Source organism: Kitasatospora sp. NPDC056327, assembly GCF_042261735.1.
Taxonomy (GTDB): domain Bacteria; phylum Actinomycetota; class Actinomycetes; order Streptomycetales; family Streptomycetaceae; genus Kitasatospora.
In genome coordinates, this window is record NZ_JBHJRC010000147.1 from 1 (window position 1) to 19,627 (window position 19,627).

20 protein-coding genes and 1 other RNA gene are annotated in these 19,627 nt (G+C 75.6%); 9 read left to right on the forward strand and 12 right to left on the reverse strand.

Annotated elements, in window-relative coordinates; all coding sequences use genetic code 11:
- Nucleotides 1-148: 148 nt before the first annotated feature.
- The gene (gene yaaA, locus ACFCX4_RS21255) at nucleotides 149-934 is read right to left on the reverse strand and encodes a peroxide stress protein YaaA (protein WP_376144668.1); all 786 of its coding nucleotides are present in this window, start codon (nucleotides 932-934) and stop codon (nucleotides 149-151) included.
- Between the two features lie 41 nt (nucleotides 935-975).
- Nucleotides 976-1,488: a DUF3995 domain-containing protein gene (locus ACFCX4_RS21260; protein ID WP_376144670.1), complete on the reverse strand. Its 513-nt coding sequence runs from the start codon at nucleotides 1,486-1,488 to the stop codon at nucleotides 976-978.
- An 88-nt stretch (nucleotides 1,489-1,576) separates the two neighbouring features.
- Here ACFCX4_RS21260 and ACFCX4_RS21265 point away from each other — a divergent pair, with 88 nt between their 5' ends.
- The 3 genes from ACFCX4_RS21265 (at nucleotide 1,577) to rnpB (ending at nucleotide 5,009) form a co-directional block, all read left to right on the forward strand.
- On the forward strand, nucleotides 1,577-3,067 hold the full coding sequence (locus ACFCX4_RS21265) for an RNB domain-containing ribonuclease (RefSeq protein ID WP_376144672.1): 1,491 nt from the start codon (nucleotides 1,577-1,579) through the stop codon (nucleotides 3,065-3,067).
- Nucleotides 3,068-3,094: 27 nt separating this feature from the next.
- Nucleotides 3,095-4,597 (forward strand): MFS transporter, encoded by a 1,503-nt coding sequence (locus ACFCX4_RS21270; protein ID WP_376144674.1) that lies wholly within the window; start codon nucleotides 3,095-3,097, stop codon nucleotides 4,595-4,597.
- Between the two features lie 12 nt (nucleotides 4,598-4,609).
- Nucleotides 4,610-5,009: RNase P RNA component class A (gene rnpB, locus ACFCX4_RS21275), an RNA gene on the forward strand.
- A gap of 71 nt (nucleotides 5,010-5,080) precedes the next feature.
- Here rnpB and ACFCX4_RS21280 read toward each other — a convergent pair.
- On the reverse strand, nucleotides 5,081-5,338 hold the full coding sequence (locus ACFCX4_RS21280; RefSeq protein ID WP_376144676.1) for a Prokaryotic metallothionein: 258 nt from the start codon (nucleotides 5,336-5,338) through the stop codon (nucleotides 5,081-5,083).
- Between the two features lie 108 nt (nucleotides 5,339-5,446).
- Nucleotides 5,447-5,845 (reverse strand): ACT domain-containing protein, encoded by a 399-nt coding sequence (locus ACFCX4_RS21285; protein WP_376144678.1) that lies wholly within the window; start codon nucleotides 5,843-5,845, stop codon nucleotides 5,447-5,449.
- A gap of 167 nt (nucleotides 5,846-6,012) precedes the next feature.
- Between ACFCX4_RS21285 and ACFCX4_RS21290 the strand changes: the two genes are divergently transcribed.
- Nucleotides 6,013-6,681, forward strand: a complete 669-nt coding sequence (locus ACFCX4_RS21290; RefSeq protein ID WP_376144680.1) for a PadR family transcriptional regulator — start codon at nucleotides 6,013-6,015, stop codon at nucleotides 6,679-6,681.
- Nucleotides 6,682-6,763: 82 nt separating this feature from the next.
- On the opposite strand, the gene ACFCX4_RS21295 is transcribed toward ACFCX4_RS21290, so the two are convergent.
- The gene (locus ACFCX4_RS21295) at nucleotides 6,764-6,970 is read right to left on the reverse strand and encodes a hypothetical protein (protein ID WP_376144682.1); all 207 of its coding nucleotides are present in this window, start codon (nucleotides 6,968-6,970) and stop codon (nucleotides 6,764-6,766) included.
- A gap of 30 nt (nucleotides 6,971-7,000) precedes the next feature.
- A complete protein-coding gene (locus ACFCX4_RS21300) occupies nucleotides 7,001-7,231 on the reverse strand; it encodes a hypothetical protein (RefSeq protein ID WP_376144683.1) in 231 nt (76 codons plus the stop codon).
- Between the two features lie 442 nt (nucleotides 7,232-7,673).
- On the opposite strand from ACFCX4_RS21300, the gene ACFCX4_RS21305 reads away from it, so the two are divergent.
- Nucleotides 7,674-8,375: a bifunctional DNA primase/polymerase gene (locus tag ACFCX4_RS21305; RefSeq protein WP_376144685.1), complete on the forward strand. Its 702-nt coding sequence runs from the start codon at nucleotides 7,674-7,676 to the stop codon at nucleotides 8,373-8,375.
- A gap of 124 nt (nucleotides 8,376-8,499) precedes the next feature.
- On the opposite strand, the gene map is transcribed toward ACFCX4_RS21305, so the two are convergent.
- On the reverse strand, nucleotides 8,500-9,345 hold the full coding sequence (gene map / locus ACFCX4_RS21310; RefSeq protein WP_376144687.1) for a type I methionyl aminopeptidase: 846 nt from the start codon (nucleotides 9,343-9,345) through the stop codon (nucleotides 8,500-8,502).
- A 184-nt stretch (nucleotides 9,346-9,529) separates the two neighbouring features.
- Here map and ACFCX4_RS21315 point away from each other — a divergent pair, with 184 nt between their 5' ends.
- On the forward strand, nucleotides 9,530-9,763 hold the full coding sequence (locus tag ACFCX4_RS21315; protein WP_376144688.1) for a hypothetical protein: 234 nt from the start codon (nucleotides 9,530-9,532) through the stop codon (nucleotides 9,761-9,763).
- Between the two features lie 24 nt (nucleotides 9,764-9,787).
- Here ACFCX4_RS21315 and ACFCX4_RS21320 read toward each other — a convergent pair whose 3' ends face one another.
- Together ACFCX4_RS21320 and ACFCX4_RS21325 are read right to left on the reverse strand one after the other, a co-directional pair.
- The gene (locus tag ACFCX4_RS21320) at nucleotides 9,788-11,230 is read right to left on the reverse strand and encodes an MFS transporter (RefSeq protein WP_376144690.1); all 1,443 of its coding nucleotides are present in this window, start codon (nucleotides 11,228-11,230) and stop codon (nucleotides 9,788-9,790) included.
- Between the two features lie 180 nt (nucleotides 11,231-11,410).
- Nucleotides 11,411-12,022: a hypothetical protein gene (locus ACFCX4_RS21325; RefSeq protein ID WP_376144692.1), complete on the reverse strand. Its 612-nt coding sequence runs from the start codon at nucleotides 12,020-12,022 to the stop codon at nucleotides 11,411-11,413.
- Between the two features lie 47 nt (nucleotides 12,023-12,069).
- On the opposite strand from ACFCX4_RS21325, the gene npdG reads away from it, so the two are divergent.
- Nucleotides 12,070-12,762, forward strand: a complete 693-nt coding sequence (gene npdG / locus ACFCX4_RS21330) for an NADPH-dependent F420 reductase (RefSeq protein ID WP_376144694.1) — start codon at nucleotides 12,070-12,072, stop codon at nucleotides 12,760-12,762.
- Between the two features lie 147 nt (nucleotides 12,763-12,909).
- Nucleotides 12,910-13,095 (forward strand): hypothetical protein, encoded by a 186-nt coding sequence (locus tag ACFCX4_RS21335; protein ID WP_376144696.1) that lies wholly within the window; start codon nucleotides 12,910-12,912, stop codon nucleotides 13,093-13,095.
- 6 nt (nucleotides 13,096-13,101) lie between these two features.
- Here ACFCX4_RS21335 and ACFCX4_RS21340 read toward each other — a convergent pair whose 3' ends face one another.
- The gene (locus ACFCX4_RS21340; RefSeq protein ID WP_376144697.1) at nucleotides 13,102-13,917 is read right to left on the reverse strand and encodes a site-2 protease family protein; all 816 of its coding nucleotides are present in this window, start codon (nucleotides 13,915-13,917) and stop codon (nucleotides 13,102-13,104) included.
- 256 nt (nucleotides 13,918-14,173) lie between these two features.
- On the opposite strand from ACFCX4_RS21340, the gene ACFCX4_RS21345 reads away from it, so the two are divergent.
- A complete protein-coding gene (locus ACFCX4_RS21345; protein WP_376144699.1) occupies nucleotides 14,174-17,560 on the forward strand; it encodes a BTAD domain-containing putative transcriptional regulator in 3,387 nt (1,128 codons plus the stop codon).
- Between the two features lie 46 nt (nucleotides 17,561-17,606).
- On the opposite strand, the gene ACFCX4_RS21350 is transcribed toward ACFCX4_RS21345, so the two are convergent.
- Together ACFCX4_RS21350 and ACFCX4_RS21355 are read right to left on the reverse strand one after the other, a co-directional pair.
- Nucleotides 17,607-18,419, reverse strand: coding sequence for an ABC transporter permease (locus tag ACFCX4_RS21350; protein WP_376144701.1), 813 nt, complete (start codon nucleotides 18,417-18,419; stop codon nucleotides 17,607-17,609).
- On the reverse strand, nucleotides 18,416-19,444 hold the full coding sequence (locus ACFCX4_RS21355; protein WP_376144702.1) for an ATP-binding cassette domain-containing protein: 1,029 nt from the start codon (nucleotides 19,442-19,444) through the stop codon (nucleotides 18,416-18,418). The genes ACFCX4_RS21350 and ACFCX4_RS21355 overlap by 4 nt, the downstream gene beginning before the upstream one ends.
- Nucleotides 19,445-19,627: the final 183 nt, after the last annotated feature.

Consider the following 19,627-nt stretch of genomic DNA (forward strand, 5'->3'; position numbering starts at 1 on the left):
GGCCGCCACCGCCTCGGTGCGGCTGCTCAACCACCCCGCCCACCTGCGCTGCCGCCGCCGCCCGCGGTGGGGCGGGGCGCGGGGGGGGGCGCCCGCCCCGGCGCACGGGCCGGACGGACCACCGTCCGGCCCGGCGCGCTACCGCGGCTCAGTGCACCTCGGTGACCACCACGTCCAGCTGCCACGGCCTGCGCGCGGTCCCCTCGGCGGCCACCTCCACCCGGTGGCCCAGCCCGTCCAGCGCGTCCAGCAGCTCGCCCGGGGTCTTCGGTTCGGCGCCCGCCACCAGCAGGTCGCGGACCAGCCGGCCCTTGGTCGCCTTGTTGAAGTGGCTGACGACCGTCCGCCTCCCGTCGCGTTCCTGGAGCACCCGCACGGTCGCGGTCTGGGAGACCACCTCGCCGGCCGGCTTCCAGGCCGCCGCGTAGGCGGAGGAGCGCAGGTCCAGCACCAGTCCGTCGGCGGCCTGCGGCAGCACGTCCGTCATCGCGCGCCGCCAGTACGCGCCGAGCGCCCCCGGTCCGGGGAGTTTCACCCCCATCGAGCAGCGGTACGGCGGGATGCGGTCACTGATCCGCACCGCGCCCCAGAGCCCGGAGAACACCAGCAGACTCCGCTCGGCCCGCTCGTACGCGGCCTCGTCCAGCGTCGCCAGGCCGAGGTTGTCGAACAGCACCCCGGTGTACACCCGCCCGGCCGGGAACGCGCCCGCGGTCGGCAGCCCCGCGTTGCGGGCCACCTCGCCGCGCAGCCCCGGGCTGAGCCCGAGCACCCCGGCGGCGGTGTCCTCGTCGCCCCGGCACAGGGAGACCAGCGCGTCCAGCACCTCCGACCGGGCCGCCGTCAGTCCGGGCAGCGACAGCCCGTCGAGCGCCACCGGCACGCCGTCCCCGGACGCGGCCTTACCCTCCGAGGGCGGCAACAGCACCAGCACGACGGACTCCTCCACACTTCGCGGCCACGGACCACGCCACCCTACGCAACCCGCCCCGACCCCGGGAAACGGCTGGTCACGGCGGCTCCGGCGCCGAGCGCCAGGCAGAGCGGCGCGTAGTACCGGGTGTCCATCCGCCGGAACCGCTCGCTGCTCCCGGCCAGCCCGAGCCCGGACACCACCAGGCCGCCCGCCCCGCGGGCCAGCAGCACCGCCGCGACCGTCCGCACCCCGGCCCGCCGCACCCGCGCGGGTCCCACCGCCGGGGCCACCCCGGCCTCCGCCGCCACCAGGTACGCGGCCGTCCCCAGCGCCCCGGCCACCGCCAGGCACGCCGCCACCGGGGGCACCCCCTCGCCCGAGCCGACCACGGTGTCCGCGAACTCCCCGGGCGTGCGCAGCGGCCACGGCGTCACCGTCCACACCGCGTGCAGCGCCCCCACCGCCGCGAGCCCCCCGGCCACCGCCGTCCCCACACCCCGCGCCACCGCTTCCCGCGCCACCGCACCCATCGCCCGGACCTCCGTTCCCGCCGACTCCCCGGCCCCGCCCACGCTACGACCCCTTACACCCCGGCCCCGCCCGGGCCGACCCCGGTCCGTTCGGCGGGCGGGGCCGGTCGGGGCGACCTACGCTGCGTCCATGCCCCGCCGAAAACTGCGTGTCAAGGCCGCCGACTCCGCCCGGATCAACGCCGAGCTGGCCGGGCTGCGGGCCGCTCTGGAGATCCGCACCGAGTGGCCCGAGGCCGTGCTGGCGGAGGCCGAACTGGCCGCCGGCTCGCCGCGGCTGCCGGACCACGACGCCACCGAGCTGCCGCTGTTCACCGTCGACCCGCCCGGCTCCCGGGACCTCGACCAGGCCATGCACCTCGCCCACCGCCCCGGCGGCGGCTACCGGGTGCACTACGCGATCGCCGACGTCGCCGCCTTCGTCCGCCCCGGCGGCGCGATCGACGAGGAGGCCCGCCGCCGGGTGCAGACCCTGTACTTCCCCGACCGCCGCGTCCCGCTGCACCCCGCCCGGCTCTCCGAGGACGCCGCCAGCCTGCTGCCCGGCGAGACCCGCCCCGCCCTGCTCTGGCAGCTGGACCTGGACGCCGACGGCGCGGTCGTCCTGGCCGACCTGCGCCGCGCCGTGGTCCGCTCGCACCGCCGCCTCGACCACGCCGCCGTCCAGCGCGCCGTGGACGCCGGCGGCGCCGACGAGCAGCTCGCCCTGCTCGCCACCGTCGGCCGGCTGCGCGAGGAGCGGGAGCGCGAGCGCGGCGGGATCAGCCTGCCGGTGCCCGAGCAGGAGATCGAGGAGACCCCGCGCGGCTACGTCCTCGCCTACCGCGCGCCGGTCCCCGCCGACGGCTGGAACGCCCAGATCTCGCTGCTCACCGGCATGGCCGCCGCCGAGCTGATGCTGGACGCGGGCGTCGGCCTGCTGCGCACCCTGCCCGCGGCCCCGCCCGCCGCGTACGAGCGGCTGCGCCGCACCGCCCGGGCGCTGGACGTGGACTGGCCGGAGGGGCTGCCCTATCCGGACCTGGTCCGCTCGCTCGACCCGGAGCGCCCGCTGCACGCCGCCTTCCTCAACGAGTGCGCCGGGCTGCTGCGCGGTGCCGGGTACCGGGCCTTCGACGGGAGCCGCGGGATCCCCGTGCCGGCCGACCCGGCGCACGCCGCGCTGGCCGCGCCGTACGCGCACTGCACCGCGCCGCTGCGCCGGCTGGGGGACCGGTTCGCGCAGGAGGTCTGCGCGGCCGTCGCGGCGGGCGAGGAGGTGCCGGACTGGGCGCGCGAGGCGCTCACCGCCGTGCCGGCGCTGATGGCGGCGGGGGACCGCCGTTCGGGTGAGGTCGAGCGGGCCTGCGTGGACCTCGTGGAGGCGGAGCTGCTGACCGGCCGGGTGGGCGAGGACTTCCCGGCGGTGGTCATCGACGTGGACGGGAAGCGGCCCGGCCGCGGCACCGTCCAGCTGCGCGAACCCGCCGTCCGGGCCCGCTGCGAGCGCGCCGGCGGGGGCCCGGACGGCGGGTCCGACGGGGTGTCACCCGCCACCGCCCTGCCGCTCGGCGCGCGGATCACCGCCCGGCTCACCACCGCCGACCCGACCACCCGGACGGTCCGCTTCGCCGCCGTCTGAGCCCGGTCCCGGTGGGAGGATCGACCCGTGCCCGAAGCGACCCTCCCGAGCCCGCCGTCCGCCGCCGATCCCGGACGGCGCCGACGGCAGCTCGTCCTGGCGATCTGCTGCCTGAGCCTGTTCATCGTCGGTCTCGACAACACCGTGGTGAACATCGCCCTCCCGGAGATCCAGAAGGACCTGGACGCCCCCGCCTCCGGACTGCAGTGGATCATCGACGCCTACACCCTGGTGCTGGCCTCGCTGCTGATGTTCTTCGGCTCGCTGGCCGACCGCGTCGGCCGCCGCCGGGTGTTCCAGACCGGCCTGCTGGTCTTCGTGCTCGGCTCGCTGCTCTGCAGTCTGGCGCCCGGCCTGGAGTGGCTGGTGCTGTTCCGGGCGGTGCAGGCGGTGGGCGGTTCGATGCTCAACCCGGTGGCGATGTCGATCATCACCAACACCTTCACCGAACCGCGCGAACGGGCCCGGGCGATCGGGATCTGGGGCGGCGTGGTGGGCATCTCGATGGCGCTCGGGCCGCTGCTCGGCGGCTTCCTGGTGCACGCGGCCGGCTGGCCGGCGATCTTCCTGATCAACGTTCCGGTGGGCCTGCTGGCCTGCCTGCTGACCGCCCGTTACGTCCCCGAGTCCCGCGCGCCCCGGCCCCGCCGGCCGGACCCGGTGGGGCAGTCGCTGATGGTGGTGCTGCTCGGCTGCGGCACCGCCGCGATCATCGAGGGCCCCGGGCACGGCTGGACGTCCCCGCTGATCCTGGGCCTGGCGGTGGCCGCGCTCGCCGCCCTGATCGCCTTCCCGCTCTGGGAGCGGCGGGTGGCCGAGCCGCTGGTCGACCCCCGGTTCTTCCGCAGCGCGCCCTTCACCGGCGCCACCGTGACCGCCGTCTGCGCCTTCGCCTCGCTCGGCGGTTTCCTCTTCCTCAACACCATCTACCTGCAGGTCGTCCGGGGCTGGAGCCCGGTCGAGGCAGGCCTGTGGACGCTGCCGATGGCCGTGATGATGCTGGTCTGCGCGCCGCTGTCGGGCCGGATCGTCGGTGCCCGGGGGCCGCGGGTGCCGCTGGTGCTGGCCGGCCTGGGCCTGATCGCGAGCGGTCTGCTGCTCACCCGGCTGGCCGCGGACTCCCCGCCGGCGCTGCTGCTGGCGGCGTACGGGCTGTTCGGCTTCGGCTTCGGCTTCGTCAACGCGCCGATCACCAACGCCGCGGTCTCCGGCATGCCGCGCGCCCAGGCCGGGGTGGCGGCGGCGGTCGCCTCGACCAGTCGGCAGGTCGGCCAGTCGCTCGGCGTCGCGGTGATCGGGACCGTGGTCGCCTCCGCCGTGACCGGGCCGGTCGCCACCGGCTTCGCCCCCGCGACCCACACCGGCTGGTACGTCGTGGCCGGGCTCGGCACCGTGATCCTGCTGCTCGGCCTGGTCACCACCTCCGCCTGGGGCACCGCGACCGCTGCCCGGGTGGCCGCCCGCCTCGGCGGCGACCCGCCCCTGAGCCGCCCCGGAGTACGGGAGGCCCCGCCCGAGCGGCTACCATGACCACACGGCGGAAGAGCCGGCCGGGCGGCCGCGACGGGTCCTTCGGGACCCGCCGAGGAACGTCCGGGCTCCACAGAGCAGGGTGGTGGGTAACGCCCACCCGGGGTGACCCGCGGGACAGTGCCACAGAAAACAGACCGCCCGCCGCTTCGGCGACGGGTAAGGGTGAAACGGTGGTGTAAGAGACCACCAGCGGCCGGGGTGACCCGGCCGGCTCGGTAAACCCCACCTGGAGCAAGGTCAAGATCGGCGCCCCAGGGCGCCGTGCGCGGATGTCCGAGGGCTGCTCGCCCGAGTCCGCGGGTGGACCGCACGAGGCTGTCGGCAACGGCAGCCCTAGATGGATGGCCGTCTCCCCGGCCCGCGCAAGCGGACCGGGTGACAGAACCCGGCGTACAGGCCGACTCTTCCGCCGCCGGCTTCGACGAAGGCCCCCGACCTGCTGTTCACGCAGGTCGGGGGCCTTCGTCGTGCCGGGGCGGGTCAGCCCGGGTGGGTGCCGACGGCGTCGCGGATCTGGTCGCCGAGGCCGCCGCTGACGCGGGCGCAGTTGGCGCAGCAGAAGAACATGCCGGCCACCTCGACGCCGTGCCCGACGATGCGGACGTTGCAGTGCTCGCAGCGGGGCGCGAGCTTCTCCATCGCGCACTCGAAGCTGTCGAAGGTGTAGACGTCGCCGGTGACCGTCTTGATCTCGAAGGCCAGCCAGTAGTCGTTGCCGCAGGTGACACAGATGGCCATGGCGGCGCACTTCCTTCCGGACGGAGGGGGAGGGCCGGGCGGGTTCCGCCCGGCCCTCCCAGTGTCCGGGGCGCCGGGGAGGGGGGCCACCCGGCGGAGCCGGACCGGTCAGGCGGAGCGGGCGGAGAGGTCCTCCAGGGCGCGGACGGCGCGTTCGGCGTCGTCGGCGGCGACGAAGAGGTGGTCGTGGTGGAAGCCGGCCACCACGTTGCAGCCGATGCCCTCCCCGGCCAGCCGGGCCGCGACGGCGGCGGTCAGGCCCACGGCCTCCAGGGCCGAGTGGATCCGCAGGGTGATCCAGGCGGCCACGTAGGTGTACGGCAGGCCGAGCGCGTCGGCCTCCTCCCGGGCGACCACCACCGTCACCCCCTCGGGCTCGGCGACGGTGGCCACCGGCCGCAGTCCGGCGGGCACCTTGGTGGGCAGCGTGCAGTAGACGTACCGCCCCGGGTTGAGCACGGGGCGAAGGTCGCGCAGCAGTGTCGTGAGGTCTCGTTCTCCGGCCATGCCCGCACCGTAGCGGGCGGCCGCCGGGCAGCGGGGGAGGGTGTATCGGAAAGCGTTGACGGTCGACAGTCACCGATATATCGTCGAGTTATCGGGATGGTTGTCCGACTGTCCCGAACGAGCGCTTGCAAGGCCGCCGCGAGCGGCCGGGACGGGAGGTGGGTGCGATGCGCCCAGGACGATTCCGCGGTGAGGGCGGCCCCGGTGGCTGCCGTCCGGGGCCGGAGTTCGCCGGCGTACCCGGTGAGCACGGTGAGTACGGGGAGGGCCGGGGGGCGTTCGGCCACTTCGGCCCGCCGCCGTTCGGCGGTGCGCCGGGCCGGCCGCCGGGCGGGCCGTGGGGGCGCGGCTTCGGCGGGCCCCCGTGGGCCCGCGGCGGCGGGCGGCGCGGCGGCCGGGCCAGGCGCGGGGACGTGCGGGCCTCGCTGCTGGCGCTGCTGAGGGAGCGGCCGATGCACGGCTACGAGATGATCGCCGAGATCGCGGAGCGGTCCGGCGGGGCGTGGCGGCCGAGCCCGGGTTCGGTCTACCCGACCCTCCAGCTGCTGGAGGAGGAAGGGCTGGTCACGGTGGAGGAGACCGGCGGCAAGCGGCTGGTCTCGCTCACCGGGGCGGGCCGGACGGAGGCCGAGGCCGGGCCGGACGAGCCGTGGGCGGAGGCCGGTCAGGAGGTCGACTGGGCCGCGGTCCAGGAGGTCGGCCAGGCGCTCGCCGCGGTGGACCAGGCCGTTCGGCAGGTCATGGCGACGGGCACCGAGGCGCAGCGCGCCAAGGGGCTCGCGGCGCTCAACGAGACCCGCAAGAAGCTGTACCTGATCCTCGCCGAGGACGACTGATCGGCACCGGGCGCCGGCACCGGGCCCGCGACCGGTACCGGCCACCGGTGCCGGAGGCGTCGCCGGTGGGCGCCGCCGCCGCTCAGGGGCGGACGGCGAACAGCGCCACGCAGGCGAGCAGCAGCACCGTCCACCCGAACCAGAGCCAGCCGTTGGAGCCGAGCACCGCGCTGTAGACGCTGACCACCACCAGCAGGCCGGCCGTGACCGCGGCCACCTGCCGGTTGTGGTGGTTCACCGCCTCGGCGCGGCTCCTCGGGTGCCTGGGGTGCCGTACGGTTCTCGCCATCGCCGTCCTCCCGCGAGGGGGAGGCGGCCGTCACCCGGACGCGCGGGCCGTGGCCGCCTCGTCGTACTCGTAACGCCAGAACCAGCGGGCGCCCCGCTGCTGCTTGGCCCGGACGTACACCAGTGTGCGCGCCGGGGTGTCCCCGTGCGAGGGGACCGGCACGGTGTACTTCCTGGGCACGCCGTACATCGGCCCCAGCGGGACGGGGAGGATCCGGCCGTCCAGGGGGCCGCCGACGAATTCGGTGTCCGCGCTCTTCACCCCACCAGGGTCTCACTCCGCCCTGGCCTGCGAGGACGGGCCGCGGAGGCGGCCGACCCGGGCGCCGGGCGGAGGCGGTGTGACGGCCGGGTGCCGGGAGTGTGACCGGAGAGGCACCGCCCCCGGTCATCCGGAAGGCCCGCGCACCCTTATCCTTCCTGTTACGCCCTCGGGGTCCACCCGGGTCAGCGGGCCCGTACGGGCCGGGCGAGGCGCACCTCACCGTGCCCGCCGGGCCGCCGAGCCGCAGCCGTCGTGCCGCAGTGACTCCGTACCGTGACCCCGGCGTCGGCCGCCCGGCAACCCCGGCTCCGGCTGGCAGGGCGCGGGACTGCAGGGCCGAGCACCACCCGGGGAAGCAGCGGGGGGCGCCGTGCGTTGCGTCGAGTGGTACGTCGAACGCTGTGTCGCACCAGGCACGGCAATGCGCGGAAGGGGCCCGATGGAATCCGGCGGCAGGTGGACGGCCTGGTGGCAGAAGCGTGATCGTGAACGGGGCCGGTCGGCGGCCACCGACAGTCCCGCCGCCAGACTGGACCAGCTGCTCGGCGCGGTCCGCGCCGGGTTCCCGCTGGCGCCCGCCGCGCATCCGGCCGGCTACCGCTGTTCCTGCGACCGGGTGGCCTGTCCGGCCCCGGCCCGGCACCCGGTCTCCTTCGCCTGGCAGACCCAGGCCACCACGGACCCGGAACAGCTCGCCCGCTGGCTCTCCCGGGACCCGCAGGCCAACTTCGTCACCGCCACCGGCCGCGCCCACGACGTCCTGGACGTGCCGGTCGAAGCCGGGCGCCTCGCCCTGGAGCGGCTGACCGCGCTGGGCGTCGAGGGTCCGGTCGCCGCCGTCGGCGAGGACCGCTACCTGTTCTTCACCAGCACCAGGGGCACCCCGGTGGACGAGGACGAGTGGTGGCCGAGCGCCCTGGACTCCACGCCGGACACCATGTCCGAGCACCCCGGGCTGCGCTGGCACTGCCGCGGCTCGTACACCCTGCTGCCGCCGGCCGCGCTGCCGGACGGCTCCGAGGTGCGCTGGCTGCGCGGGCCCGAGCAGCCGCTGCCGGATCCGCTGCGCGTCCTGGACGTGCTGACCGACGCCTGCACCGAGGTGGGCGCCGTCGCCGAGGAGCAGTGGCTCATCGGCTGACCGGTGCGCACCCCGGTGCAGGCGTCGGTCCGGGCGCGGATCCGCCCGTCGCGCCGGTCCGGTCACCCGGGCCCGGCGGCCGCGGCCGGGGCCGTGACGGCGGGTACCGCCACGGCCTGCGCCGCTACGGCAGGGTGAGGACCTCCGCGCCGTCCGCCGTGACGACCAGGGTGTGCTCGAACTGGGCGGTGCGCTTGCGGTCCTTGGTGACGACCGTCCAGCCGTCCTCCCAGATCTCGTAGTCGTAGGTGCCCAGGGTCAGCATCGGCTCGATGGTGAACGTCATGCCCGGCTTGATCACCTCGGTCGCCCGCTCGCTGTCGTAGTGGGGGACGATCAGGCCGGAGTGGAACGACGTGTTGATGCCGTGCCCGGTGAAGTCCCGCACCACGCCGTAGTCGAAGCGCTTGGCGTAGGACTCGATGACCCGCCCGATGACGTTGATCCGGCGGCCGGGCTTGACCGCCTTGATCGCCCGGTCGAGCGACTCCCGGGTCCGCTCGACCAGCAGCCGGGACTCCTCGTCCACGTCGCCCACCGGGTACGTGGCGTTGAGGTCGCCGTGCACCCCGTGGATGAACGCGGTCGCGTCGATGTTGACGATGTCGCCGTCCTGGAGGACGGTCGAGTCGGGGATGCCGTGGCAGATGACCTCGTTGACCGAGGTGCAGATCGACTTGGGGAAGCCCCGGTAGCCGAGGTCGGACGGGTAGGCGCCGTGGTCGCACATGTACGCGTGGGCGACCGCGTCCAGCGCGTCCGTGGTGACGCCGGGGGCGATCAGCGCGGCCGCCTCCGCCATCGCCCGGGCGGCGATCCCGCCGGCGATCCGCATCTTCTCGATCGTCTCGGCGGTCTGCACCTCGGGCCCGGTGTACGGCGTCGGGGCGGGCTTCCCGACGTACTCGGGGCGCGCGATGTGCGCCGGGACCTTGCGGGTGGGGGACTGGATGCCGGGTACGAGAGCCATGGCGGCGAGTCTAGTTGGCGGGGCCCGCGGGCCCGCTCCGGGCGGCGGGTGTGCGGACGCTCCCGGGGCGGGGAATGATCGGGACGACGCGACGCCGCCACCGGCCCGGTGGCGGGGCCCCGGCCCGCCGCCAGTACCCCGGACGCACCAAGTACCCAGACCGCAGACAACGGAGGCGACCACCATGCCCCTGGGATTCCACCGCAGCAAGCCGACCGGCCGACCCGGCGAGTGGTTCTACTGCATCAAGCACGGCAAGGTCGAGGAGGGGCCGGAGTGCCCGGCCAAGGACCGGCTCGGCCCGTACGGCACCCGGGAGGAGGCGGCGCACGCGCTGGAGACCGCCGAGCTGCGCAACCGGGAGTGGACGAACGACCCGCGCTGGGACGACCGGCCGCAGGACGGCTCCCGGGAGTAGCGACGGCCCGGGAGGCCCCGGCGGCTACCCCGCGGCGGCGGTGCTCTCCTCGGCCGTCGGCGCCGGCCCGGTGACGCCCCGCCCCGCGGCGTCCGGCCCCGGGCCGCCCCGCCCCGCGGAGTCCCGCTCGCCGGCGCCCCGCTCCGCGGCCGCCCGCTCCGCCGCGGCCCGCTCGTGCTCGGCGCGGACGGCTGCGGCGTGCGGGTCGGTGCGGTCGTCGTAGGAGAGCAGCCGGGGCAGCGCGGTGGCGAGCGCGAGCACGCCCACCACGCAGGCGACGCCGCCCATCCACACCGAGGCCCGGACGCCGACCAGCCCGGCCATGCCGCCGGCCCGGACCTGGCCGAGCTGCGGCCCGACCGAGTAGCTGAGCAGCTCGACCCCGGCCATCCGGCCGCGCACCCCGTCCGGGATCGACTGGTTCCACAGCGTGGAGCGGGCCACCCCGCTGATCTGGTCGGCACCCCCGGCCAGGGCCAGGAAGAGCAGCACCAGCCAGACCGAGCCGGACAGGCCCGCGAAGGCGATCGCCACGCCCCAGCCGAGCGCGGCGACCAGCAGCAGCCGGCCGTGCCGGTGGATCCGGGACGTCCAGCCGCTGGTGACCGAGACGAGCAGGGCGCCGACCGCCGAGGCGGCGTACATCGGGCCGAGCGCCCAGTCGGCGTGCAGTTCGGCGGCCAGGAACGGGAAGATCGCCACCGGGAAGGCGAACAGCATCGCGCACAGGTCGATCGCGTAGGTGCCGAGCAGGTCCTTGCGGCTCCAGGCGTACCGGACCCCGGTGAGCACGGCCCGCACCGACGGCTTCTCGCCGCCGGTCGGCGGAGGTACGGCGCGGATCCGGGCGAGCAGCAGCAGCGAGGCGGCGAAGGTCACCACGTCCAGGGCGTACGCGGTCTGCACCCCGGCGACCGTCACCACGACGCCCGCCAGGGTCGGCCCGGCCACCGAACCGACGTTGCGGTAGAGGGAGTTGAGCGCGAAGGCGGCGGTCAGCTGGTCGTGCGGCACGATCCGCGGGGTGAGCGCGTCCAGCGACGGCCGCTGCAGGCCGTCGGCCGCGGCGACCAGGGCCGCCACCAGGTAGACGGGCCACAGCACGGGCGTCGGCAGCAGTGCGTTGAGCAGCAGCAGGACGCTGAGCAGACCGAGGCCGGCCTCCGCGAACAGCACCAGGCGGCGGCGGTCCAGGGCGTCGGCGAGGGCGCCGCCCCAGAGGCCGAAGACGATCAGCGGGACCAGCTCGAAGGCACCGACCAGGCCGACCGCGAACGAGGAGTCGGTGAGCTCCTTGATCTGCAGCGGCACGGCGACGTAGGTCAGGAAGCTCCCGAAGCTGGTGACGCAGCCGGAGAGCCAGAGCAGGCGGAAGTCCCGCGAGGAGCGCCAGGGAGTGAGGTCGGGGGTGACCGCGCGCAGCAGGGAACCCGCCCGACCGGTCGAGGGTTGGTCGGCGTCGTTCACGAGCGACCATCCTGCGGGGGCGCCCGGCCGGACCGCAACGGGTTTTCGCGCCCACCGGAGCGGCCCGTCCGCTCGGCGGAGCCGTCCCGGAGCCGTCCCGGAACCGTCCCGGAACCGGGCGGCCCGCCGCACCCGAGCCGGGCCGCCCGCCCGGCCGCCGGGGAGGCGACGTGCCCGCCCTCACCAGCGGCTGATCGCCGGGCCCGCCGTGAGCTGCCCGGCGAGCGCCGCCAGCCGTCCCAGCCCCCGCCGCCCGGCCGGCTGCCCGGCGGCGGCGCTGACCAGGTGCTGGGCGAGGTCGAACGGCTCCTCGTCGGCGGTGCCGACGGCCAGCCGCCGGTGCGCCAGTCCGGCCAGGTCGGCGTGCTCGCCCGGATCGTCGGCCGCCGCGCCGTCCACCGCCAGCACCGTCGCGCCGTGCCGCCGGGCGTCGTGCACCCGCTCCAGCAGCGGTACGCCGGCCGCCGCCGGTGCGACCACCAGGACGGTCGCGCCGCGCCCGGCCCCGGTCAGCCGCTGCAGACCGTGCGCGAGATGGGCCGGCGCCCGGGCCGGGACCCGGTGCCGCAGCAGGGTCGGGGCCAGCCGGGGGACGTCCGACCAGGCGGCCTCGTCCTCCAGGTGGGCGGCCAGGTGCCAGGGCTCGTAGGCCTCGGTCCCGACCAGCAGCAGCTCGCCCGCGCCGCGCCGGGAGACCGCGTGCCGCAGCTCACCGGCGAACCCGCCGACCGCCTCCGGCCAGCCGGTGCCGGCCAGCCGCTCGCGTAGTGCCGAAACTCTCACCGCGTCCATGGCGGACAGGATGACGCGGCGGCCCGGCGGTTTGGCAGGATCGGCCCATGACTTCCCTCGATTCAGCGACAAACCCGGCCCACGAGCCGCCGGACGTCTCGCAGCTCGTCGTCGGCGTCCTCGGCGGCACCGGCGACCAGGGGCGGGGGCTGGCCCTGCGGCTGGCCGGGGCCGGCCAGCGGGTGATCATCGGCTCGCGCGACGCCGCCCGGGCGCAGGCCGCGGCGGACGGGATCGGCCGCGGCGTGCGCGGCGCCGACAACGCCACCACCGCGCGCGAGAGCGACATCGTGATCGTCGCGGTGCCCTGGGACGGCCACGCCGCCACGCTCACCGCGCTCCGCGAGGAGCTGACCGGCAAGATCGTGGTGGACTGCGTCAACCCGCTCGGCTTCGACAAGCAGGGCGCCTACGCGCTCGTCCCGGAGGAGGGCAGCGCCGCCCAGCAGGCCGCCGCCCTGCTGCCGGACTCCCGGGTGACCGCCGCCTTCCACCACCTCTCGGCGGTGCTGCTGCAGGACGAGTCGATCGAGCGGATCGACACCGACGTGATGGTGCTCGGCGACGAGCGGGCCGCCACCGACCTGGTGCAGGCGCTGGCCGGCCGGATCCCCGGCATGCGCGGCGTCTTCGCGGGCCGGCTGCGCAACGCGCACCAGGTGGAGTCGCTGGTGGCGAACCTCATCTCGGTCAACCGCCGCTACAAGGCGCACGCGGGTCTGCGGATCACCGACGTCTGACCGACGTCTGACCGACGTCTGACCGGCGACGGCCCGGTCCGTCCGGTCGCCGGACCGGAGCGCCGGCCTCACCCCTGGACCGGGTCCGGGGGTGAGGTCGGCGACAATGGGGGCCGACCTCGCCCCCGGCCCCAGGAGTCCCCCGCCATGCCCCGCACGTCCGTCCTCGCCTCGTTCGTCGTCGTCCTGGCCCTGGCCGCCGCCGTGGTCTCGCTGGTGCAGGGCTGGTGGATCGGCCTCGTCTGGCTCCCGATGGCGGGCATCGCCAGCAACGTGCTGTGGATGAACCTGCGCCGCGAGCGGCTGGCGAAGGCCGCCGGCCAGGGGTCCTGAGCCCGGTCAGTTCTTCCAGAACGTGAACAGCTCGTGGCCCACCTGCGCGTAGGCCCGGTCGACGCCCAGCAGGTCCATCACGCCGTACACGGCCTCGAAGAACCAGTGGTTCACCTCGGGCTGCCAGAGCAGCGCGAAGACCGCCAGCATGCCGTACGGGGCGAACGGCTCGATCGCCCGCCGGGCGCCGTACGACAGCCAGGGCTCGATGATCCCGTAGCCGTCCAGGCCGGGCACCGGGAGCAGGTTGAGCAGGGTCGCGCTCAGCTGCAGCATGCCGAGGAAGCCCAGGGCCAGCGCCAGCGGGGAGACGTCCAGCTCGTAGCCGTTCCAGACCGCGCGCACCGAGGGGTCGTCCAGCCAGCCGGCGCCGACCGGGACCAGGATCACCACCGCGGCGAGCAGGTTGACCAGCGGTCCGGCCGCCGAGATCAGGCTGTGCTTGAGCCGGCCCCGGATCCGGTGCCGCTCGATCCAGACCGCGCCGCCGGGCAGACCGATGCCGCCGAGCAGCACGAAGACGATCGGCAGCACGAAGCTGAGCAGCACGTTGGCGTACTTCAACGGGTTGAGGGTCAGGTAGCCCTTGGCCCCGACGGTGAGGTCGCCGCCGTGCAGCGCGGTGCGCGCGTGGGCGTACTCGTGCAGGCAGAGCGACACCATCCAGCCGGCCACCACGAACAGGAAGATCCCGAACCGGGAGTTGCCGTAGCCCTGGGCCACGGCCCAGCCGGACGTGGCGAGTATCGCGAGCAGCGCCCAGAACACCGGGCTGATCCGGCGGTCCTCGCTGCGTGAGCGCTTCGTGGCGGCGAAGGTCATGACGTGGGGCTCCGGTGGTCGGGGGCGCGTGGGAACTGGGCAGAGGCCGATCATGCCGGGCGGGCCCGCGCGGGACAAGCCGCCCCGGATGAACGTACGGAGCCCGCCGCCGGGTTCCGGGCGCCGCCCGGTGTCCCCGCCCCGTGCGCCCCGCCCGGTGCTCCGGGGGCGGGCTCCGGTACGGCCGGGGTGGAGCCGCGGTGCAGGCCCGGACAATTGTGCGTGGACGGCGGCGCCCATCCACCAGAATGGTTCGGTGCACTACGGCATCCTCGGCACCACCACCGCCCACCACGACGACGGCACCCCGGTCCCGCTCGGCGGCGCCCGGCTGCGTGCCCTGCTGGCCGCGCTGGCCCTGCGGCAGGGCCGGCCGGTGCCGGCCGACCTGCTGGTCGACGAGGTCTGGGACGCCGAGCCGCCGCAGGACTCCTCGGCTGCGCTGCAGACCCTGGTCGGCCGGCTGCGCCGCACCATCGGCCGTGACCGGGTCGGCTCCGGGCCGGCCGGGTACTGGCTGACCGACCCGGCCACCGACCTCGCCGAGTTCCAGCGGCTGGCCGCCGAGGGCCGCCGGGCGCTGGAACTCGGCGACCACGGCCCCGCCGCCGAGCGGCTGCGCGCCGCGCTGGCGCTGTGGCGCGGCCCGGCGCTGGCCGACCTGCCGGACCGCGCCGGGCCGGCCACCCGGCTGGAGGCGCAGCGCGACGAGGTCCGCCGCCACCGGATCACCGCCGACCTCGGCCTCGGCCGGGCCGCCGACCTGGTGGCGGAGCTCGCCGAGCTGTGCGAGCGGCAGCCGCTGGACGAGCCGCTGCAGTACCTGATGGTCCGGGCGCTGCACGAGAGCGGCCGGACGGCGGAGGCGCTGCGGCACTACGAGCGCACCCGGCGGGCCCTGGCGGACGAGCTCGGCGTCGACCCGGGGCGGCAGCTGCGGTCCCTGCACGCCGAGCTGCTGCGGCCGGCCGACCCGTCCGCGCCCCCCGGTCCGGCTCCCCGGCGCGAGCCGCCCGGGCCGCCGGCCGCGGCCGCCCCGGCGCCGCCGGCCCCCGCCCCCGCACCGCCCGCCCGGCCCGCGGGCAACCTGCGCGGCCGGCTCACCAGCTTCGTCGGCCGGGAGCACGACCTCGCCGCCCTGCGCTCGGTGCTCGCCGCCAGCCGGCTGGTCACCCTGACCGGTCCGGGCGGCTCCGGCAAGACCCGGCTGTCGGTCGAGGCCGGCCGGCTGGAGCAGGCCGCCGGGAACTGGCCGGACGGCGTCTGGCTGGCCGAGCTCGCCCCGCTGGAGCGCCCGGACGCCGTCCCCGGCGCGGTGGTCTCGGCGCTCGGCCTGCGGGAGACCGTCCTGCACACCGGCGGAAGCATCGTCGCCGACGTGATCGAGGCCCGCAACGACGACCCGGTGCGCCGGCTGATCGACCACTGCGGCCGCCGCCGGATGCTGCTCGTCCTGGACAACTGCGAGCACCTGATCCAGCCCGCGGCCGACCTCGCCGAGACCCTGCTCACCGAGTGCCCGGGCCTGACCGTGCTGGCCACCAGCCGGGAGCCGCTCGGCGTGCCGGGGGAGACCGTCCTGCCGGTGGAGCCGCTGCCGGACCCGGTGGCGCTGCGGCTGCTGGCCGAACGGGCCGCCGCCGCCCGCCCGGGCTTCGACCCGCAGAGCGACCCGGCGGCGTGCGCGGAGATCTGCCGCCGCCTCGACGGCCTGCCGCTCGCCATCGAACTGGCCGCCGCCCGGCTGCGGGTGATGACGGCCCGGCAGATCGCCGACCGGCTGGACGGCCGGTTCGCCCTGCTGACCGCGGGCAGCCGCACCCTGCTGCCGCGCCAGCAGACGCTGCGCGCGGTGGTCGACTGGAGCTGGGACCTGCTCGGCAAGCAGGAGCGCGCGGTGCTGCGCCGGCTGGCGGTGTTCGCCGGCGGCTGGTCGCTGGAGGCGGCGGAGGCGGTCTGCTCGGACGAGTCGGGGGTGCCCCGCGAGGAGGTCGCCGACCTGCTGCTGTCGCTGGTCGACAAGTCGCTGCTGGTCGCCGACCTCGACGGGGACGGCCCGCCGCGCTACCGGATGCTGGAGACCATCCACGAGTACGCGGTCGAGCGGCTGGCCGAGGCGGGGGAGACCCACGGGACCGAGGGCCGGCACGTCGCGCACTTCCGCGAGCTGGTCCGCGCCGCCGACCTGAACGTGCACGGCCCGGCACAGCTGCACTGGCTGGCGGTGCTGGAGCGCGAGCACGACAACATCCGGGCCGCGCTGCGCCGCGCCGTCGGCCGTGGGGACGAGGCCGACGCGCTGGTGCTGGTGCTGGGCATGAGCTGGTACTGGTCGCTGCGCGGCTTCAGTCAGGAGGCCCGCCGCTGGTACGACGCGGTGCTGGGGATCGGCCCGGACCCGTTCGACCCGGCGGCCCGCCCGGTGCCGCTGGACCGGCACGTGCTGGAGTACCCGCCCCCGATGCCGGAGGAGGTGGCGGCCGAGGCCCGCCGCGCGGTCGTCGTCTACCGGCTGGTCAGCATGTTCGAGGGGAACCTGGACGTGCTGGCCGATCCGGACGCGGTCACCACCGCCTGGCGGATCACCGAGGCCTACACCCGCGATCTGCCGCAGTCCTACCGCTTCCCCGGGCTGATGCGGGTCTTCGGGGCCTTCCTGGTCGGCCAGCTGGACGCGATGCAGGACCTGCTGGACGACGCGGTGGAGGGCAGCCGGGAGCACGGCCGGCCCAGCGACCTGGCGTTCATCCTGCAGATCCGGGCCAAGATGATGAACGACTGGCCGGACGGGGCCGAGCAGAGCACCGTCGACGGCGAGGAGTCGCTGGAGCTGTACCGCCGCAGCGGCGACCTGTGGGGGATGTCCCAGGCGCTGACCGCGCGCGGCGAGTCGCTGGCCAACCAGGGCCGTTCGGCGGAGGCCGTCGAGGCGTACCGGCGGGCGATCGAGCTGGCCGAGGAGCTGGGCGCGCCGCAGGAGGTGCCGATGCTCAACGTCCACCTGGGCTCCGCGCTGCTGGAGGACGACCTGGAGGCGGGCGAGCGGCGGATCCGGGAGGCGGTCGAGGGGCTCGACCCGGGGAACAGCCAGGCGGCCAACGGCGCGCTGCTCTTCGGCCGGCTGATGCTCTGCGGCGTCCACGCCCACCGCGGCGACTACGACCTGGCGCTGGCCGAGCTCGACCTGCTGGAGTGGACGAGGGTCGGCGCGTTCGCCCCGGACGTGGTCGGCGGGATGCTGACCGTCACCCGGGGCTGGATCACCGCCTGGTCCGGCGACCCCGAGGGCGGTCTGCGGCTGGTCCGCGAGGGGCGCGAGCTGCTGCGCACGGTGCGGGAGAGCGGGAGCGGCTTCGTGGAGCAGATGTCGGTGATGCTGCTGCCGCCGGCGATCGGGGTGCTGGAGGTCTTCGCCCGGCGCGACGGCGACCAGGACCGGGCCCGCAAGGCCGCGCTGCTGTTCGGCGCCCACTCGGCGATGAACGGTCCGCGGGGCGGCTTCCTGGACCGGACGGCGCGCGAGCAGGCCGAGCAGAACCTGCGGGGGATGCTCGGTGACGCGGTGTTCGAGGCGGCCGTCGCCGAGGGGCGCGGGCTGTCCCCGCTGGAGACCAGCGAACTGCTGGACCGGCTGGTCGACTGACCCCGGGCGCCCCCCGCGCGCCCGGGGCCGGTCGGCCGGCCGGATCTCAGGTCCGCTTGCGGAACCGCGCGACCGCGAGCGGCGCGAAGACCGCGGTGATGCCGACCGACCAGGCCAGCACGATCATCGTCGGGTGCGCCACCGCGCCCTGGCCGTTCATCAGCGCCCGGCAGGCGTCGGCCAGCGCCGACAGCGGGTTCACCTCGGTGAAGGACTGCAGCCAGCCCGGCATGGTGTCGGTCGGGGCGAAGATGGAGCTGCCGAACTGCATCGGCATCAGGACCAGCATGGAGACTCCCTGGACGGCCTGGGCGCTGCGCAGCGCCATGCCCAGCAGCATCGAGATCCACACGATCGACATGCCGAACACCAGGGAGAGGCCGATGGCCGCCAGCAGTTCCAGCAGGCCGCCCTTGAGCTCGAAGCCGAGGATCAGCGAGAACACGATCAGGATGGTGAAGGAGAGCATCGCCCGGCAGGTCTCCGCGGCGATCTTGGACAGCAGGACCGAGGAGCGGCCGATCGGCAGGGTGCGGAAGCGGTCCATCACGCCGGTCTGGAAGTCGCTGTTGAGGCCGGTGCCGACGGCCATCGCCAGGGTGAGACCGGTCTGGCCGAGCAGGCCGGGGATCATGTACTGCTTGTAGGCGTCCTGGCCGCCGGAGATCGCGCCGCCGAAGACGTAGACGAACAGCACGGTGAAGATGACCGGCATCAGGATGGCGTCGAACATCGACTCCGGGTCGGCCTTGATCCGCATCAGGTTGCGGCGGGTCAGCGCGCCGACGTGCCGCAGGTGGCCGGACAGGCCGATCCCGGCGTCCTCGGCCCGGACGGGGGCGAGTGTGGCGGTGGTCATGCGACGGGCTCCTTGGCGAGGCTGGGGGCGGCGTCCGCGGCCGCCGGGCGGTCCGCGGGCTTGCCGGTGATGGCGAGGAAGACCTCGTCGAGGCTGGGCAGCTTGGTGTCGATGCCGGCGATGCCGAAGCCGCGGGTGCCGAGCACGCCGATCACCGCGGTCAGCTGCTCCTCGGCGGTGATCGGCACCGAGAGCAGGCCGGTGTCGGCGGAGAAGGTGGCGGTGATGCCGGTGTCCTGGAGGCAGCGGGCCATCTCGGGCAGCTCGGCCGGGTGCGCCGGGCGGACCTGGAGGGTCCGGCCGCCGACCTGGGCCTTGAGCTCGGAGACCTCGCCGGCCGCGATCACCCGGCCGCGGTCGATGACGGTCAGCTCGCCGGCCAGCTGCTCGGCCTCCTCCATGTACTGGGTGGTGAGCAGCACGGTGGAGCCCTCGGCGACCATCCGCTGGACCTCGTCCCAGACCTCGTTGCGGGTGCGCGGGTCCAGGCCGGTGGTGGGCTCGTCCAGGTAGAGCACCCGGGGGCGGCCGATCATCGAGGCGGCCAGGTCGAGGCGGCGGCGCATGCCGCCGGAGTAGGTCTTGGCGGGGCGCTTGGCGGCCTCGGTGAGCGAGAAGCGCTCCAGCAGTTCGGCGGCGCGGGCCTTGGCCTCCTTGCGGGAGAGGTCGAGCAGCCGGCCGATCAGGTAGAGGTTCTCGTAGCCGGAGAGCAGCTCGTCGACCGAGGCGTACTGGCCGGTGAGGCCGATGGTGCGGCGCAGCTGCTTGGGCTGGCGCAGCACGTCGTAGCCGCCGACGAAGGCGGTGCCGGCGTCGGGCTTGATCAGGGTGGACAGGACGCGGACCAGCGTGGTCTTGCCCGCGCCGTTGGGGCCGAGCACACCGAGCACGGTGCCCTCGCGCACGGTCAGGTCGACGCCGTCGAGCGCCTTGGTGGTGCCGAAGTGCTTGACGATGCCGTGCACCTCGACGGCGTTCCCCGCGGCGGGCCCCCGGTCGTTCGGGGCGGTGGAGATTCGTGTCATGTGCCCAGGCTGCCCGCCCGGGCTGTCAGCCCGCTGTCAGGGGCTCCGGCGGTGCGGCGGCGTGCTGGCAGAGCGCTGTCGGTCCGCTGTCACCCGGCTGTCACGACCGCGGCCGTCAGTCTGCGGCCGTCACGACCGCGGCCGTCACGTCGGGGGCCGCCGCGGCCGCCGGGTTCCCGGGCG

Coding starts and splice junctions, on each gene's coding strand:
- ACFCX4_RS21335 (WP_376144696.1), top strand. CDS start 12,910: ATGCCCCGCACGTCCGTCCTCGCCTCGTTCGTCGTCGTCCTGGCCCTG.
- ACFCX4_RS21340 (WP_376144697.1), bottom strand. CDS start 13,917: ATGACCTTCGCCGCCACGAAGCGCTCACGCAGCGAGGACCGCCGGATC.
- ACFCX4_RS21355 (WP_376144702.1), bottom strand. CDS start 19,444: ATGACACGAATCTCCACCGCCCCGAACGACCGGGGGCCCGCCGCGGGG.
- ACFCX4_RS21305 (WP_376144685.1), top strand. CDS start 7,674: ATGGAATCCGGCGGCAGGTGGACGGCCTGGTGGCAGAAGCGTGATCGT.
- ACFCX4_RS21350 (WP_376144701.1), bottom strand. CDS start 18,419: ATGACCACCGCCACACTCGCCCCCGTCCGGGCCGAGGACGCCGGGATC.
- ACFCX4_RS21265 (WP_376144672.1), top strand. CDS start 1,577: ATGCCCCGCCGAAAACTGCGTGTCAAGGCCGCCGACTCCGCCCGGATC.
- ACFCX4_RS21295 (WP_376144682.1), bottom strand. CDS start 6,970: ATGGCGAGAACCGTACGGCACCCCAGGCACCCGAGGAGCCGCGCCGAG.
- npdG (WP_376144694.1), top strand. CDS start 12,070: ATGACTTCCCTCGATTCAGCGACAAACCCGGCCCACGAGCCGCCGGAC.
- map (WP_376144687.1), bottom strand. CDS start 9,345: ATGGCTCTCGTACCCGGCATCCAGTCCCCCACCCGCAAGGTCCCGGCG.
- ACFCX4_RS21315 (WP_376144688.1), top strand. CDS start 9,530: ATGCCCCTGGGATTCCACCGCAGCAAGCCGACCGGCCGACCCGGCGAG.
- ACFCX4_RS21280 (WP_376144676.1), bottom strand. CDS start 5,338: ATGGCCATCTGTGTCACCTGCGGCAACGACTACTGGCTGGCCTTCGAG.
- ACFCX4_RS21325 (WP_376144692.1), bottom strand. CDS start 12,022: ATGGACGCGGTGAGAGTTTCGGCACTACGCGAGCGGCTGGCCGGCACC.
- ACFCX4_RS21290 (WP_376144680.1), top strand. CDS start 6,013: ATGCGCCCAGGACGATTCCGCGGTGAGGGCGGCCCCGGTGGCTGCCGT.
- ACFCX4_RS21285 (WP_376144678.1), bottom strand. CDS start 5,845: ATGGCCGGAGAACGAGACCTCACGACACTGCTGCGCGACCTTCGCCCC.